Origin of the sequence: Gardnerella phocaeensis (assembly GCF_048545075.1) — a bacterium.
Lineage (GTDB): Bacteria > Actinomycetota > Actinomycetes > Actinomycetales > Bifidobacteriaceae > Bifidobacterium > Bifidobacterium vaginale_J.
Genome location: NZ_JBKQXS010000009.1, coordinates 20,330 through 37,436, shown reverse-complemented (window position 1 = coordinate 37,436; position 17,107 = coordinate 20,330). Strand labels below are relative to the sequence as shown.

10 protein-coding genes and 1 pseudogene are annotated in these 17,107 nt (G+C 43.4%); 5 read left to right on the top strand and 6 right to left on the bottom strand.

Annotation, left to right across the window (positions count from 1 at the left end; translation table 11 throughout):
* Positions 1-197: 197 nt before the first annotated feature.
* The 3 genes from ACJV2T_RS06155 to ACJV2T_RS06145 all read right to left on the bottom strand — a co-directional run bounded on the left by ACJV2T_RS06155 (position 198) and on the right by ACJV2T_RS06145 (position 5,618).
* Positions 198-2,885 (bottom strand): glycoside hydrolase family 31 protein, encoded by a 2,688-nt coding sequence (locus ACJV2T_RS06155; protein WP_419399429.1) that lies wholly within the window; start codon positions 2,883-2,885, stop codon positions 198-200.
* 95 nt (positions 2,886-2,980) lie between these two features.
* Positions 2,981-3,817, bottom strand: a complete 837-nt coding sequence (locus ACJV2T_RS06150; protein ID WP_419399428.1) for a TraX family protein — start codon at positions 3,815-3,817, stop codon at positions 2,981-2,983.
* A gap of 100 nt (positions 3,818-3,917) precedes the next feature.
* A complete protein-coding gene (locus tag ACJV2T_RS06145; RefSeq protein WP_419399427.1) occupies positions 3,918-5,618 on the bottom strand; it encodes an alpha-amylase family glycosyl hydrolase in 1,701 nt (566 codons plus the stop codon).
* A gap of 257 nt (positions 5,619-5,875) precedes the next feature.
* On the opposite strand from ACJV2T_RS06145, the pseudogene ACJV2T_RS06140 reads away from it, so the two are divergent.
* The 5 genes and pseudogenes from ACJV2T_RS06140 to malQ all read left to right on the top strand — a co-directional run bounded on the left by ACJV2T_RS06140 (position 5,876) and on the right by malQ (position 14,442).
* Positions 5,876-7,105, top strand: a pseudogene (locus ACJV2T_RS06140) (extracellular solute-binding protein).
* Between the two features lie 153 nt (positions 7,106-7,258).
* Positions 7,259-8,656 carry a carbohydrate ABC transporter permease gene (locus tag ACJV2T_RS06135; RefSeq protein ID WP_391496062.1) on the top strand — a complete coding sequence of 466 codons (1,398 nt, stop codon included), beginning with the start codon at positions 7,259-7,261 and terminating at the stop codon, positions 8,654-8,656.
* A gap of 74 nt (positions 8,657-8,730) precedes the next feature.
* Positions 8,731-9,588 carry a sugar ABC transporter permease gene (locus ACJV2T_RS06130; protein ID WP_391496493.1) on the top strand — a complete coding sequence of 286 codons (858 nt, stop codon included), beginning with the start codon at positions 8,731-8,733 and terminating at the stop codon, positions 9,586-9,588.
* 316 nt (positions 9,589-9,904) lie between these two features.
* Positions 9,905-11,914: a type I pullulanase gene (gene pulA, locus ACJV2T_RS06125; protein WP_419399426.1), complete on the top strand. Its 2,010-nt coding sequence runs from the start codon at positions 9,905-9,907 to the stop codon at positions 11,912-11,914.
* 278 nt (positions 11,915-12,192) lie between these two features.
* Positions 12,193-14,442, top strand: a complete 2,250-nt coding sequence (gene malQ / locus ACJV2T_RS06120; protein WP_419399425.1) for a 4-alpha-glucanotransferase — start codon at positions 12,193-12,195, stop codon at positions 14,440-14,442.
* A 150-nt stretch (positions 14,443-14,592) separates the two neighbouring features.
* Here malQ and ACJV2T_RS06115 read toward each other — a convergent pair whose 3' ends face one another.
* The 3 genes from ACJV2T_RS06115 to ACJV2T_RS06105 form a co-directional block, all read right to left on the bottom strand.
* Positions 14,593-15,201, bottom strand: a complete 609-nt coding sequence (locus tag ACJV2T_RS06115; RefSeq protein ID WP_415687717.1) for a DUF624 domain-containing protein — start codon at positions 15,199-15,201, stop codon at positions 14,593-14,595.
* Positions 15,202-15,388: 187 nt separating this feature from the next.
* Positions 15,389-16,222 (bottom strand): carbohydrate ABC transporter permease, encoded by an 834-nt coding sequence (locus ACJV2T_RS06110; RefSeq protein ID WP_391496066.1) that lies wholly within the window; start codon positions 16,220-16,222, stop codon positions 15,389-15,391.
* Complete coding sequence (locus tag ACJV2T_RS06105) at positions 16,219-17,070, bottom strand: carbohydrate ABC transporter permease (RefSeq protein WP_415683072.1); 852 nt, start codon at positions 17,068-17,070, stop codon at positions 16,219-16,221. Before ACJV2T_RS06105 ends, ACJV2T_RS06110 begins: the two co-directional genes overlap by 4 nt.
* Positions 17,071-17,107: the final 37 nt, after the last annotated feature.

The window sequence follows — 17,107 nt, the reverse complement described above, 5'->3', positions numbered from 1 at the left end:
CTAATATGTCTAAACATTTGTTACCATATAAATTCTAATTTTTGATAATACGAATTTACAGAAATAAAAATGCAAAAATACAGATTTGCAAAATCGCAACTCGCTCAAAAAACAAATCTGCTGAGAAAAGTACACAACTTCACCCAGCAGATTACAACTAACTCAACAGAGCTAAAATCTATTGAGAAAAACATTACTCACTCAACCGAGCGCAGCAAAATCTCCTCAAGCGCGTGCTTTACAGAAACCGGCAACGTACAACGCCACTGCGCCCACTTCATTACAGAAGGCTGATCAGTTGCGTAAGCATTAAGCATATCAACGCTGTTGCGATACTTTTCTGCTTCCGATTCGTTTTCGTATTCAAGAGTTGAGATTGCAGCAATAGCACTTGCACTTCCGCCAGCCTCGCTCACTGCATCAAAAGCCATTTCCTTACCGCGGTACGGCACTTGCGCTTGAAGCAGGAATCTGTAAGCGTCACCAACTTTAGGGTCGGCAGCGATTTGCAATCCACCATCAACAATTACGCGAACTTCCGAACGAGCTGGCACGTCTTTCACAGAAACTGACAAGCTCAAAGTCGACTCTTCGCCTTCGTAAGAAACCGCAAAATCGCTTGCGTTAAGCTCTTTTCCCTCCACAAGCACGCGCACGTTCGCAAAATCTGTGCAAGCAACTCCTCTAAATACAACATTCCAGTTGCGTTTTTCCGGCACAGCTTCTACGGCAGCATCGGATCCTGCAACACCGGAAATAATAAATTGCGAAGAGCCATTGCCGTCTCGCCACACAAAATTCATACGCGTGTTCGCAGTGTTTCCAGCTGATGCTGCAGCAAAGTCGTCGTTATCTTCTCGCATCACAAATTCGCCGTCAGCTCCAGGGAATGCAAGAACGCGCAAACTACGAGGATTTTCAATACTATTAACAGATTCAGCAGCATCAGCATTACGCTCGCAATCTGCAACTTCCGGCAAAACTTGCAAAGGTACAATCGCTCCAGCGCGCGCAAAAGCCGGCACGCGGTCAAGTGAGCGCCACGCTTCAAATCTGCGACCATTCCAGCCGCGAGACACATACCTGCGCCCGTCAAACAAATCGTACCAATCACCTTCCGGCAACCAAACTCCAGCGCATCCGCGCAAAGTAGCCGCGTCGTTAGGCGAAACAATCGGCGCTACTATAAGCTCGCTTCCAAAACGGTACTCGTTAGGAATCTCGTAAGCCATCCCAACTTCCGGCGACTGCCAGTACATTGGCTCAATAATCGGTCTGCCTTCAAAAGCCGCGCGATAATTCATCGTATAAACGTATGGCAAAAGTTCCGCGCGCAAACGAAGCATTTTCACCATTGCTTCGCGAGTTTCCTTAGGGAAATTCCACGGCTCTTTTCCAGCAAACGGCGAGCAAGTAGAGTGCAAACGATTAATAGGACTAAACGCGCCGAAAGCGTACCATCGCGCTTCCAACTCGTTGTTGCGAACGCCAAGCATGTGTCCGCCAATATCGTGACTCCACCATCCGTAGCCAATATTTGAAGCTGTAGCAGTAAAGTAAGTTTGGAACGCAAGCGAATCCCAAGTAGTAACGGTATCTCCCGAGAATCCAACTGGGTAGCGATGTGAACCAGGACCAGCGTAACGAGAGAAAGTAAGCGGCCAGCGGCCGTCGCGCGCAGCGTCCTCGTAGTGCATGTGGTTCAGCATCCAAAGAGGATCCAAGCCAGGCTCGCGCGTAACTCCACCCTGCTGCCAGTCAATCCACCAGAATCGCACGCCTTCATCTTCCATGCGATGATGCATATTGAAGTAAGCTTCAACAAATTGCGGATTCGTTAAATCAAATTCCACAGCTTTACCACTTGCAGGATCAATTCCCATATCTCGCGCAACTTGCGGATAATCTTTTTCAAACGCACGCACGCCGTCGCGCGGATGCAAGTTCAAAGTTGGAGCCAATCCAGCCGCGTTAAGTTTACGCAAAAAAGCACGATGATCCGGGAAAAGTTCCTCATTCCACGTGTAACCAGTCCAGCCAGAACCATATTTTGCATCAACATCCGTAACATGCCAATCCATGTCAATAACAGCTGCACTGAAAGGTATGCCTTCGCACTTGAAGCGATTATGCAATTGCAAATATTCGTCTTGGCGATAGTGATAGTAACGGCTCCACCAATTGCTTAGCGCAAAACGCGGCAGCAGCGGCTGAGCGCCTGTAAGCTTATAAAAGTCTTGAATTGCTTGAATGTAGTGGTGTCCGTAACCGAAGAAGTATAAGTCTTTATATCTGCCGTCTTGTTCGCTAACTTTTTGCGCACGCGACTTAACCCAAGCCCCATACGGGTTTGGTTTGCCATTTATTTCCTCAGCCGGTGCAATTTCGCAAGTTGCAGAATCGTCTAAAATAGACCATCCATCGCGCGAAAGTATGCCTTTACCAAGTTTTACCGAACCGTCCGCTTGATCCAAAGTTCTAAAAGTTCCAAGAAGATTTCCCGGGCAATCGTCGCCATAATGCCACGTATTAAATTGCGTGCACGGCACTCCGCGAACAACAATACTTAAGCCTTCTTTGCTAAAAGCTTCGCAATTATAAGTAAGGTGAAGCTTTTCGGTTTCTACTTCCAGCCATCCATTTTCGTTTTTGCGCGCACTAAATTTCGGCTGAGCGTCCGCGTTTTTGTGAGCAAAATTGCGGCAGATTACAGTTTGTGTAGGATTGTCAACAAACTTTCCGTCGTCGCTCCACTCAAGGCGCAACAACGAATCCGCAATAACCGTAATTCGCCACTTTTCGCCTTTAATTACCTGACTATCCTGCGCCTTTGCGTTTAAGTCGGATGCGTAATTATAAAAAATTCCCAACTTGGAAGAGTCCATACTATTGCACACCTCTGCTGTTACCTGCAACTTTGCTTATTAACAATTTTATGTATTATTTTATGTATTATTTTGTTTGCTTACAACTTATAACTTTAATGAATGTATACTGCAAACGCTGACGCAATGATCAACATCAGCGGATACCACGCATACATAACACAACGGAACGTCGTCGAGTTTTTAGGACCATCACCATAAGCACTACGATAATGCAACACAGCTACACCAATACCAGGTGCAAGCATCGACATAGCACCGAACATTCCTGCAGTCATCTCCATAGTAATTTCGCGCTTTTTTAATAATTCAAAAAGAAGTACGAAAATAAGTAAAGTTACACCGCCGAAGAAAATTCCATGCTGCACAAAAACTTTTCCTATCAAATTCCAAAGAAGACCCGCAATGATAAGCACAGTAATAGCAAAACCTTTACTAAATCCGCTTAAACGCTCCCTAATTGTATCTATACCCGAAAGTACGAATAGTGCGATAACCATTGCGAATACAGGATTTTGCGAACGCATGTCGAACAAACATTTTGAATTCACCAAATCGTATGGAACTTCGCAAACCACTGCTAAAATCAACAATCTTAACATGTAAAGATTCAAATTATGCGTGTTATGGTATCCGCGTACTAGTATCCACGCATACCATGGCACTGCAGTCCAACTTATAAATTCGCAAACTAATATGACTGTCAATGCAAACATATTATTGGTTACTGTTCCGCCAAACATTCGCGCAATTACTGTGTTGCTAAATGTGCCTAGCATAAGCATAAAAGCGCCGAGCATTTTAAGTTTATTAAGCGTGATTCCAGTTTTTATGTTACGGTCAGCACGAATTGGTTTGCCGTTTGCGTCAAGCATTTCCTTATTCGCACTACCGCTATCGCGCATTATTGCTTTACCACTATTAATACTCATTACACGTCCTTGTTTATTTGCGCATACCTAGTTTATATAAACTTTATCCGCAGTTGCGTATCTACTTGACTTGTACGCTACAATTTACATTCCAAACACTTTACATTCCAAATACTGCAAAACTTTGAGCGCCGAGTGTTAAGCAATCACCATTAACTGATATTTCTCCAATTTTCAGTAATGGGTTGTAAGCAGATTCTTGCGTAAGATTCGCTAATGCTTCTAATGAAATTGTTTCGCTATTTACACCTGGGTTCATAATAACAATGCTTCGTTCTACAGCTGATTCTCCTGCGTCACCTTTTGCGCAACGCTCGTAAGCAAAGCCGCGACCGTCAACCGGAGCATACAAAACTCTCCAAGACGCGTCAGCTTGCAAAGATTTGCGATTATGACGAAGCGCAATAAGCGAACGCACCCATGAAAGGAAGGAATCTTCGCAATTAATTTGCGCAGAAACAGTTGGTATTTCGCCACTTTCTACTGCTTGTTTGCGAGAGTTTGCGCAAGTTCTTCCATCTGCTCGAGCTTCAACAGGCAAGTATAATTTAGATTTTGCAGCCGTTGAGAAGCCAAAATTCTTTGCATCATCCCATTGCATTGGCGTACGCGTGCCAGTACGGGCGTAACCGCCTTCTTTTGTTGGAATATCGCGATATTTCATGCCAATTTCGTCGCCGTAATATACGAATGGCACGCCTGGCATAGTGAGTATCATGCCGAAAGCAACGCGACGCTCACGATCGTCAAGACGCGGAGCAAGACGCGGCGTATCGTGATTGCAAGTGATGAAACTAAAGTAGCCTTGCGAGCAGGTTGACTCATATTGTGGGCAATAATCGTCTAAAAATGGGCAAATACTGCCGCCGCCGCGCGCATTAAAGTAGCTGTGATCATGCTCAGGATTGCTATCTAAAGCGTTATCAACATCACGAGCTAAACGTGCGTATCCATTAGGATTTCCATCCCAGCGCCAATTCAAATAGAAGTCCATGTCAAATCCGGCAGCAAGAGCCTGACGCGGCCTACCCCATTCAGAAACAAAAGCAGCCTGCGGATACTCTTCTTTTACAGCACCCAGCATTTCCTGCCATGCGCGAATCGTATTGTCTTTGCCAATAGTTCCTTCGCCATTGTTCTCATCGTTTTTTACAAGCGAATCAGCCATATCAACTCGGAATCCATCTGCACCGAGTGAAAGCCAAAATCGCATAATATCAACCATTGCAGCGCGAGTTTCGGCAGCCTCTTTAGAATCAGGCGAAGATTGCCAAGCTCGATCTCTATGCGCAAAACCATAGTTTAATGCCGGCTGGCATTTGAAGAAGTTTAGAATATACGTTGCGTCACGCTCAGTTTCACCGCCAATAAACGGCATAGAATAGCCGCTAAACGCACTGTCTGTCCAAATGTATCGCTTGCTAAACTCGTTTTCTTCCGCTTTCGAGCTTTTCTTAAACCACTCGTGTTCTTCACTCGTGTGACCCGGCACTAAGTCAAGCAATATACGGATTCCTCGATTATGAGCTTCATTAAAAAGTTGCTTTAAATCTTCGTTTGTTCCATAACGCGCAGCTACTTTTTTGTAGTCGCGCACGTCATAGCCCGCATCTTTAAAAGGCGAATCATAACAAGGATTAAGCCAGATTGCATTGCAACCAAGCGATTTGACATAGTCTAATTTTTTTATAATTCCTTGAATATCGCCTATGCCGTCACCGTTGGAATCACAAAAACTTTGCGGATAGATTTCGTAAAAAACCGCGTCTTTAAGCCATTGTGCGTGATTATATAATCCCATTATTTCACCCTTCTCGCGTTGTTCTACTTAGTTTACACGTATCCACTTGAAAAATTTATAAAGCAAAATATGCAAACTAGCCCGCCACTCATTTGCAAACGACGTGATATCCGTGTATACTACACAGTGCTTACGAACGGATTTGTGAGACTTGTGACGCTGCTCTACGCAGCAATCGCGATGTTGCGCCACAACGGAATCCGTTACTACGCCACCAAATGATATGCCAGTTTTTGGCATGATATAGGAGGTCAAGGATGACGAATATTAAGAAGATGCTGGGTGCAGGTCTTGCAGTTGCTACTTTGTTTGGATTTGCAGCTTGCGGTTCAAGCACTAACAATAGTTCTGATGGCAAGGCAGCTCCAGTAAAGCTTACTGTATGGTCTGCTTCTGAAGATCAGAAAGCCGGCGGCTGGATTGACACCATGGAGAAGGAATTCAAGAAGGATCACCCAGAAGTTAGCTTCAAGAATTCTGTAGTTGCTCCTCCAGATGCTGCAACAACTGTAAAGCAGGATCCTAAAGCAGCTGCTGATGTTTATCTCTTCCCTAACGATCAGATTGGTGAGTTAGTAAAAGCTGGTGCTATTGGCGAATTAGGCGATGACGCTGTGAAGCAGGTCAAGGAGCAGAATGAGGACGCTTTGGTTAAGTCCGTCACTGCTCAGGATGGCAAGATGTACGGCGTTCCTTATACCAGCAACACTTGGTTCATGTACTACAACAAGTCCAAGTTCTCTGCTGATGACGTTAAGTCCCTCGACAAGATGCTTGAGAAGGGCAAGGTTGCATTCGATATTGGCGGCGGCTGGTACCTCGCCGGTTTCTAACTCGATGGCAACCTGAAGTTCTTCGGTGATAATGGTCGCGATGCAAAGGCTGGTATTAAGCTCGGCGATAAGGCAGCTGCTGTTACCAAGTACATTGCAAAGTTCATTCAGAATAAGAACTTTGTCATGGATGGCAATGGTGCAGGCTTAGCTGGCATCAAGGATGGCACTGTCGATGCTTACTTCTCCGGTTCTTGGGATGAAGCAGACGTAAAGAAGGCTTTAGGCGATAATTACGCTGCCGCAGCTCTTCCTAAGTTCAAGACTGAAGCTGGCGAATTGCAAATGAAGTCCTTCGTTGGTTCTAAGGCCGTTGGCTATAACCCGAATTCCAAGGCTCCAGAAATGGCTGCTAAGTTTGCTGCCTTCCTTGGATCTAAGGAATCCCAGAAGAAAGCTTATGAGCTTCAGAGCGTAATTCCTTCCGACAAGACTCTTGCAGATACCGTTAAAGATGATGCAGGTGCTACTGCTCAGATGGAAACCATTGCTAAGACTTCTGTCGTGCAGCCAAATATTCCTGAAATGAGTGCATACTGGGATCCGTCTAAGAACTTCGGCTCCGCTCTTGCAAACAAGGAAATTAATGAAAGCAATGCTGCAGCAAAGACTGCAGACTTCCAGAAGAGCTTCGATGAAGCTCTTAAGAAGTAAGCTTCCTTACAGTATAGATTATCTGAAAAACGTAAGTAGTGCTACACAACTTACGTAAAAATAAAACGCCCCGCTCCCCACACTATTGTGAATAGGGGCGGGGCGTTTTATTTCTCCTCAAAACGCACTCATTGTTTATAGGAAAGGCATGTCATGATTGGCACAGCATCCATGAAACGATTAAAGCGTCGGAATACACCGAATTCTGAGCGCTTTGCACCGTCACCATACTCATTGCAGAAAGCAGCAAAAGGTGCTGACATTTACTCTTGGTTCTCTATTATCATTTTCGGCTTCGGTAATTTAGCACGCCGACAGTTCACTAAAGGCGTTATTTTCTTAGTAACTGAAATAGCTGTAATCTACTTCTTAGCTACTACTGGCGTCGAATATTTACCAAAGATCACGACTTTAGGCACTCTTAAAGCAACAAAGATTAAAATCAGAGGTTTTTGGCATTATACAGAGGGTGACAGCTCTGTGGAGATTCTTCTTTACTGCGTTATGTCTCTTGCTGCTATTTGCTTACTAATTTTCTTAGCTACTCTGTCTTTACGTAGTGCTTATAAAGCGCAAGATACTGTCGCAAAAGGTAAGAAGCCTGCTAATTTCTACGAAGATTTAAAGTCTTTACTTGATCAGAATGCTCATGTTGGTTTTATGACCATACCAACCATTGGAATTGTTCTCTTTACAATTTTGCCATTAATCTTCATGATCTCTATGGCATTCACAAATTACGATAGCAAGCATGTTCCACTGTTTAGCTGGGTAGGATTACAGAATTTCTTCGATATTGGCAATTCGAATAGCTTAATTAATGCTAAAGTTTTCATAGACGTGTTAGTTTGGACTTTAGTGTGGGCTTTCTTTGCAACATTCTTGAACTTCTTCTTCGGAATGTTCATGGCTATGATTATCAATAGACGCACCACCCGCTTCAAGGGCTTATGGCGCACTTGCTTCTCCCTAACTGTTGCAGTTCCACAGTTTGTTTCATTACTCGTTATGCATAGTATGCTTCAACGTGAAGGCGCTATTAATCGTTTACTCTTAGCTTCGGGATGGATTCATTCTCCATTACCATTCTTCCAAGATGCAACCTGGGCGCGAGTAACGGTGATTCTCATCAATCTTTGGGTTGGTATCCCGTATACTATCATGCAGATTACAGGCATTTTGCAAAACGTTCCTGCAGAACTTTACGAAGCAGCAGAGCTCGATGGTGCAAGTTGGTGGCAGCGTTTCATGAACGTCACAATGCCATATATCTTCTTCGTAATGACACCTTACTTAATTACAACTTTCACAGGCAACGTAAACAACTTCAACGTTATTTACCTCTTGTCAGGAGGCGATCCGTCATCACTCACATCTTCAGCAGGTAAGACTGATTTGCTCATTACATGGCTCTACAAGCTGACTGTAGACAAGAGCGACTACAGCATGGGCGCTGTGATTGGCATTATGACATTCATTGTTCTTGCTGTCGTAGCACTGATTACGTATCGCAACTCTGGATCTTACAAGAATGAGGAGGGATTCCGGTGAGTAATAAAGATAAAGTTACGAAATCTGCGCCTGAACAAAAAGATCAGTCAGTGCATAGCACGCGTAGCGTTCCAATGTGGCGCGATCAACGAGTTCGTCGTCGCGTCGGAGATTTTGCAGCGCACTTGTTCCTGATTCTCATGTCTATTGTTTGGCTCACGCCAATCGCTTGGATATTCTTAGAAAGTTTCAACAAGAACACTGCTCCATATCAGACTACGTTCTTCCCTACCGAGTACTCGTTTAATAACTATATTCAGTTATTCACTCAGCGCGAAACATTTGATTTCCCACGCATGTTCTTAAACACTTTGATTGTGTCTATCTTCGTGTGCATTATCTCACTGTTCTTCGTACTCGTAGTGGCATTCTGTATGTCTCGTCTGCGCTTCCGCGGACGTAAGACATTCATGAATATTGCTTTGATTTTGGGTATGTTCCCATCCATCATGGCTGTTATCGCTATTTACTTCATTTTGAAAGCATTTGGCTTAACAAACGGTAGCGTAATACTCATCTCCTTAATTATCGTGTACTCTGCCGGTAGCGGTATGGGCTTCTACGTTATGAAGGGCTATATGGATACTATTCCAAAGTCTTTGGATGAGGCTGCATACTTGGACGGCTGCACAACTTGGCAAGTATTCTATAAGATTATTCTTCCAATCTGCAAGCCTATGATTGTGTTCCAGGCTATTACTAGCTTCTTGGGACCATGGGTTGACTTCGTTTTGGTTAAGACTATTGCTCGAACTGCAGATAACTACACTGTTGCTGTGGGCTTGTGGCAAATGCTTCAGAAAGAGTATATTAATCACTGGTTCGCACGATTCTCCGCAGGTGCTGTGTGCGTCTCCATACCAATCTCAATCCTGTTTATCGTTATGCAACGATTCTACGAAGAGTCCATGTCTGGCTCCGTTAAGGGCTGATAATTTACAGGATATAAATCTACTGAAGGCTGAGACGCTTTCGAGCGTTTCAGCCTTCTTTTTCATCTAAACAATGCGAATATACAACTTAAAATAAAAATAACTTAACACACTCGCCGTTTGACTTAATACGATAATGGCTATCACATAAACCCTACCGTGTTTAGCCAAATAGTGCCGCAAAACATAAAAAAACTTGATAACAGAACAATAAGTAAATAATAAAATTTAAAAAACTGTATAATTACTAATACGATTAGATAATTTAGAAAATTTAGACGATTCGCAAAATAGCGAAAGAAGAAGGATACCATATATGACGACTCCATCTTCGGCAACATGGCCTGTATACGAAGGACCTCTTGGATTTACTCTAAACGCCAAATCTACAACATTTACTGTGTGGGCACCAACTGCGCAGAATGTAACGCTAAGACTTTTTGAAACTGGAAATAACAGTGAGCCAACTCAAACACATGAGTTGAAACCACTACATGATGGAGCTTGGCGAATTAATTTCCGCAAGCGTTTAGACGGCATATACTACGATTATCTCGTTACTTTCCAAGATGGCACAGTAAATCGTACAAGCGACCCTTGGGGCGTAGCAAGCGGCGTAAATGGAGAGCGCAGCCTTGTAATAGACGATGAGCGAGTATCTCCTGCCAATTGGCATAAAGATAAGTCTCCTAAATTTGTGCGCCACGCAATGGTTGTTTGGGAAACGCATGTTGCCGATTTCAGCAGCAATCCTAATGGCGGTTTTAAGCCAGAACATAGAGGACAGTATCTCGCTTTTACTGATGAACATACATCTTTGCAAAATCCAGATTCTTCTGAATGCAACTTCCCTACTGGCTTGGATTATTTAAAGCAGCTTGGCGTTACTCACGTACAGCTCGAACCTATTTACGATTTTGCAACAGTTGACGAATCTGCAATTGACAATGCTAGAAAAAATGGCGCTTCTGCAGAAGAGCTAGATTCTTTGTATAACTGGGGTTATGATCCTCACGCTTACAACGTTCCTGAAGGCGCTTATTCTAGCAATCCTTACGATGGCACTGCGCGAATTCGCGAATGCAAGGCAATGATTGCGGCATTACACGCTAATGGCCAACGTGTAATTATGGATGTCGTTTATAACCACATGTACAAGTCCGCAGAAAATGCTTTCGAATGCATGGCTCCTGGATATTTCTGCAGACGAGACTCTGACGGATCTTTTGCTAACGGTTCTGGCTGTGGAAATGAAATGGCTTCTGAACATCCTATGTTCCGCAGGTTTATTATTGAATCTTTGTTGCATTGGGCACGTTGCTATCACATTGATGGCTTCCGTTTTGATCTTATGGGCTTGACTGATACTGAAACCTTAAATCAGGCACGAGCTGCATTAGATGAGCTTCCTGGCGGTAAAGATATTGTTATGTATGGAGAACCGTGGGGTGCTTCGGATCCTGCTGTTGATGAGAAAGTTCCAATGGGAGATAAAGACGGCAGAGGCACTCTTAACGAGCGCATAGGCTGGTTTAGTGACGAGTCTCGCGATTCTCTCAAAGGCAACGTCATGAACCATTTCGACCGCGGATATGTAAATGGCAATGAGTTCTGGTGCTCGGATGCGGCTCGTCAAACTCTTAATGCATGGCGTGATACCACTTCTGCAGGCAAAGAAGTTGGACAGATTGTTCAATATACTTCTGCTCACGACGATTTGACTTTGTGGGATAAGCTTTGCATTTCTATGCACGAGAATGCTGGCGATTTTGAGTTTGACGCTCAAGATGCAAAACAAGTTGCGGATATTTTGAACGCTAATATGTTTGCAGCTGGAATTGTTTTATGCGCTGCAGGCACGCCGTTTATGCTAAGCGGAGAAGAGTTTGGGCGAACTAAGCACGGTTGCGATAATTCTTATAATCGCGGTGTACTAATGAACCAGCTTGACTGGGCGCGCGCTGAACGTTTCAGTCCGCTTGTTCAATGGTATCGTGCACTTATAAAGCTTCGCGCTGAATATAGCTCATTGTATGACGGCAAACGCAAACAACTTGAAACGTCTAACCATACTGTTTTGGCTACGCGCATTGGCAATAATTTAATTGTTTGCGCAAATCCTATGTATCATGAAGATGCAACTATTCAACTACCTGCTATTCATAGTGCAAAGGCTCAAGAGTGGCATTGCATACTTAATTCAAGTGATTATTTTGCTAAGTGGACTGGAGAACAGCCTGACACCGAAGTAAATATTACAACAGAAAAAAGCGCTGCTACCCTACACTTGCCTACCAGAACTTTTGTTGTGCTTAGCAACAAGTAATTGCGTTTTAGTAAGTAAAAAGAAATAACAAACTATCAGACGATTGCAACTAAACGTGAGTAATAACAACACTTGCGTTTAGTTGCAATTACTTATAAAAACTAGCAAATATGTCGCAACGCTAATTTGCAAACGATATCAGGTATTTATATAATTGACAGGCAGGGTGTATTTCAATCCAGAGATGTATTGATTTACACGCTATCGCCATAGTTGCACATTTGGCACGCTTACGACGATGTTAGAAATGTGCCAAATCACAAAGTAGAAGGAGAACCATGACAACAACAGCTACTGGCAAAGCTGATGCTGATAAGCCTATGGAAGAAAGCGCGGAACGTCTTGCACGTCCACTTATTAAGCTTGCTAAGGCGTGTGGCGTTGCCACTTTTTATATTGATCAGCAAGGAAGCTACACAGAAATTACAGATGAAGCATTAGTTGGAGTACTTGATGCATTAGGCATGCCTGCCGATACTCAAGACAATATTGCAATTTCATACGAGAAGGTTCAGCGCAAACGCTCTAGCGAATTATTGCCACCAACTGTCGTTTCGTTTAATGGCGCAAAAACTTGCGTACCAATTCACGCAGGAGACGCCCAAAAAGAGCAAATTCATATTTCTCTTACACTCGAAGATGGAACAGATTATGAAGGCTCGTTAGGCGATATTCAATCCGAAGACAATGGAGATTTGTTCATTGAGCTTCCGGATGATTTGCCAATGGGCTATCACACTTTGCATGCTAAAGTAATCAGCGCGAATGGCGAGACGGCTCAACACGCTGATGTCACATTGATTGCCGCACCTGCGCGTATTCCATTGCCTGAAAGCGTTAAGCAAAAGCACCGTTGGGGATTCATGACGCAAATGTATTCTGTGCGTTCAAAAGATTCTTGGGGAATTGGCGATTATGGCGATTTGCGTCGCCTACTTAAGGATGCTGGAGAAATCGGCAAGGCTGATTTTATGCTGATTAATCCAATTCATGCGTGCGCTCCAGTAACACCTCTTGAGCCTTCACCGTACTTGCCTGAGTCTCGTAGGTTCTTGAATGTTACTTATATTCGTCCGCAAGATATTCCGGAATATGCTGAATTAAGCGGAGAGGATCTCGCTAAAGTAGAGCAATTGCATGAGTCTATTGCTCCTCAAAACAATAACCCAAATCCTATGGATATTAACGCTGCTTGGGATGCCAAACTTCCTGCGTTGCGTATTATTTTCAAGCAGCCTCGTTCCGCCGAGCGCGAGCGCGAATTTAGTGAGTTTAAGCATCGTTCTGGTGAAGATCTTGATGCTTTTGCCACCTGGTGTGTTGCGTTTGAGGTTTGGGGTGCTCCTTGGGGCGAGAATTTGTGGTTTGATACTACCGGTAAAGGCACTCCGCAAATTGAACGACTTAAGCGCGAACATGCTGACTTGTTTGAGTTCCAGCGTTGGCTTCAGTGGATTGCTGATGAGCAAGTTGCTGCAGCTCACGCTGAAGCTAAAGCTGCTGGTATGGCAATTGGTCTTATGCAAGACATGGCAGTTGGCGTACACGGTTACGGTGCTGACGTTTGGTGGAGTCCGGAACGATTTGCTAATGGTGTAAGCGTTGGCGCTCCTCCTGATTTCTACAACCAGCAAGGTCAGGATTGGGGTCAACCTCCATTCGATCCAAATTACTTGGATGAAACTGGCTATATTGCTTACCGAGACATGGTTCATAACGTGTTCTTGCACGCAGGAGCCGCTCGTATTGATCACGTTCTTGGTCTCTTCCGCTTGTGGTGGATTCCACAAGGGCAGGGTGCTAGAAACGGCGCCTATGTGTACTACAACGTAGACGCAATGCTCGCAGTTCTCACTATTGAAGCAACTCGCGCAGGCGGTGTTGTTATTGGCGAAGATTTGGGCACTGTGCCGAAGTATGTTTCTAAGGTTCTTGCATCTCATGGCGTGCTTGGCACTGTTGTTGAGTGGTTCACTCACGACGACGAAGCTGAAGCCGCTACTAAGAAGGCTGGAAAGAAGCAAATTATTTTCGCTAATCCGTCTACATATCGAGAGTATGCTCTTGCTTCCGTTACTACGCACGATATGCCACCTACAGCTGGTTATCTTGCCTTTGAGCATGTAAAGCTTCGCGAGCAGCTTCACCTGCTTACAGACTCCGTAGAAACGTTCCAGGAGGCTGCTCAAGCTGAACGCGATGCAATGATGAAGATGCTTCTTGAGAACGGCTGGATTAGCAAAGACGCTGCTGAGGATGTCGAAGGTCACGTACAAGAGATTGTGGAAGCTATGCATGCAATTATGCTCACTTCCCCATCTTTGCTTTTGCAAGTGGCTTTGGTTGATGCTGTCGGCGAGAAGCGTTCACAGAATCAGCCTGGAACTAGCACAGAGTATCCAAACTGGCGTATTCCACTTGCTGACACTGATGGTCGTGTAGTTCACACCGATGAAGTATTTAAGTCGCCAAGAGTGCTATCTATGACGGCAGTTATGCACGGCGAAAATACACGGAAGCATATATAATTTAATAGTTGGTTTACTGATGAACTGACTCTATTCCCCCTCGTAAGGAATATGATTTGCATAGCTGCATGTCAAAATATTCCTTGCAATGATGTCCTATGTGAGGCGAGCATTGTCACAGATGCTCGCCTCATTAATTATTTGCAGAAATTACTTCTTAATATATTTTGCAAAAACACGCTCCAACAAAGGCGTGTGAAGCATAATAAGCGATCCCCAACCAATAAATACCAACAAAGGTAAACCCTGCGGCAAATATACGATTGATGCAAATATTAACACAATAAACACTACATCTAGCAGTGCCATTAAAAGAGTTTCTTTCCAATAAGAAATACCAAAAATAAGAGAATTAACCACTGTTTTATCGATTGAATTTTTAAAACGCGCTTGTAATGCAAACACCCATTCGGCAACAATAATCCACAATATGCTCAGAATAAATTTAATAATTAAAAGTGGAGTAGACCACACGCAAAGCCATAGCCAAATAATAGCAAGCAAAACTGGTCCCATTACAGCCCAAATAATAGTAGATTCCAAAAAGTTGCTAGCAAACGCGCGAAAATAAGCTGTAGTAATATGTCCTTCACCTTGCTCTGTACGTCTTGCAGCATCATGACCAGCACAAAGAGAAGCACCGATAGTAATTAAAGGAATGCTTGTTAAAATCATCAATATTGTAAGCCACACGGCATCAGCAAATGTTTCCATGCTTTGCGCAAACTTTGAATCTGGGCTTCCAAACGAGAAAATCATTCTACACTATCTCCTGGTTTTATGACGCAATTCCTATGCTTTACTATCTACAGATACTCTAATAACGAACTCTACCACCTAATTACAAACTAGCGTAACTATTAAAAATAATGACGGTGTGCACAAACGTAATAGTATGCGCACACCGCCGCTTTTACTGCCACTTGAATTTTGGAGGAGAATTAATTTATCCCTTTACTGCACCAGACATAACACCTTTAATAATGTACTTCTGGCAAATGAGATAGAAGATTATGATTGGAACAATTGCCATAACCAAGCAACCCATCATTGCGCCCATCTCAACAGATCCATAGCCGCCCTTCAAATACTGAACAGCTATAGAAATGGTCTTATACTTGTTGAGATCGAGCGTCAAGAATGGAAGCAGGAAGTCATTCCAAATCCACATTGCTTGCAAGATTGAAACCGAAATAATAGCAGGTCGCATAATCGGCACAATAATCTGGAAGAATATACGTGGCACAGAAGCACCATCAATCATTGCAGACTCTTCGAGTTCTTGTGGGATACCCTTAATCACACCAGTGAAAATAAACACTGCAAGTCCTGCGCCAAAGCCTAAGTAAATAATCCACAATCCCCATGGAGTATTCAACTTTAAAGTGTTCGTAATGTAAGCAAGGGTGTACATAACCATCTGGAATGGCACAATCATGTTGAACAGGAACAACACGTAGAGCAGTTTCGCAAACCAATTGTTAACTCTAACAATCCACCATGCACACATTGACGTGCACAGAAGAATGAGGATCACAGAACCAACAGTTACAACAATAGTCCAGAGGAAACTCATTGGAAAATCAGTACGATTTGAACCTAATACGTAGTTAGACATTCCAACAAACGATTTTGAACTAAAAGTAAAAGGATTGCTTGCAATATCAACCTTAGACTTGAAAGAATTCAGTACCACTAAAACTATAGGGAAAATCCATAACAAGCTTATAAGAGTGAACAGCACAGTCCATAACGCAGGATGCTTTGTTTTCTCGTTCATGCCGCTACCTCCTTCGACCTAGTGAGCATATTCTGAACCATAGCAATAACAGCCACAACAATGAAGAACATGACTGCCTGAGCCTGACCAACGCCTTCACATCTTGGAGTAGTGAAAGTTCTATAAATGTTAAGAGCTAACATCTCTGTCTTCCTTGAAGGACCACCGTTAGTTAATGCGAAGTTCTGATCGAAAAGCTTGAAGCCGTTGGTAACTGTTAAGAATGTGCAAACAGTAATAGAAGGCATCATCAATGGAATAGTAATCTTGAATAAAGTCTGCCTTGGGTTTGCACCATCGACAGCAGCAGCTTCCATAACATCTCCAGGAAGAGCTTGCATTCCTGCGATATAAATAATCATCATATAGCCAATTTGCTGCCAGCAAACAACAATCACAAGACCCCAGAAACCGAATACTTCAGAGAACGTAATCGAACGATTGAAGTACCCAAGTATGCCATTTAACAAAAGCTGCCAAATATAGCTTAAAACAATGCCGCCAATAAGATTTGGCATGAAGAACACGGCTCTGAATATCGTCGTGCCCTTGAACTTCTTAGTAAGCATGTACGCAATTGCAAAAGCAATAACATTAATAATTATTGTTGTAATAACTGCAAAAAGCGTTGTGAACAAAAATGAATAAACAAGATGCGGATCTTTTAAAGCTCTATAGTAGTTACGAAAACCCACAAACTTGCCATCAGTTACAGTAGTGAATTTCCTAAAGCTCAAATACACACCCATAACAAATGGCACCAAGAAGCCAACAATAAACGCAGCAAACGTTGGCAGTGCAAATAACCACCACCACTTACGTATTGCTTTTCCGCTCATACTAATCATGACTCGTCACTTTCTCCTCCTTGAGTGGCGACATCCA